The following is a 338-nucleotide window of genomic DNA, read 5'->3' on the forward strand; positions in this document are numbered from 1 at the left end:
ATCAACATGGCACATTCGATGCTGCTACGTGGGGCTGTCCACACCATCAAGTTATTTTATGTGGGTTGTCAGTGCCCGCCATCGGCAAATTTTAGGCAGCCATTTCCATAGCGTAGTCGGTCCAGAGACCGACTGCATCGGCTCTGGCATGGCGGTAAGAAGCGGCTGAGAGTTGGAAACGGCGCTGGCGGAAAAGGATGCTGACTTGATCATGGCCGCACACGAACCGTTGGGCTTGGCGGGCGGATTTGAACCGGACCGTGATCTTTTCCCGTTTTCGCTTGGGCGGGTCGGAGTATTCTGTCCTGTTGGGTAGTGTCAAAGATCTTTCGCACTTT

At 54.1% G+C, this 338-nt stretch carries 1 pseudogene; it reads right to left on the bottom strand.

From position 1 onward, the window contains the following. Positions 1-91: 91 nt before the first annotated feature. A pseudogene (locus tag E1297_RS49450) lies at positions 92-338 on the bottom strand (IS6 family transposase); the annotation flags it as partial.

It is taken from the genome of Roseibium sp. RKSG952 (genome assembly GCF_009711355.1).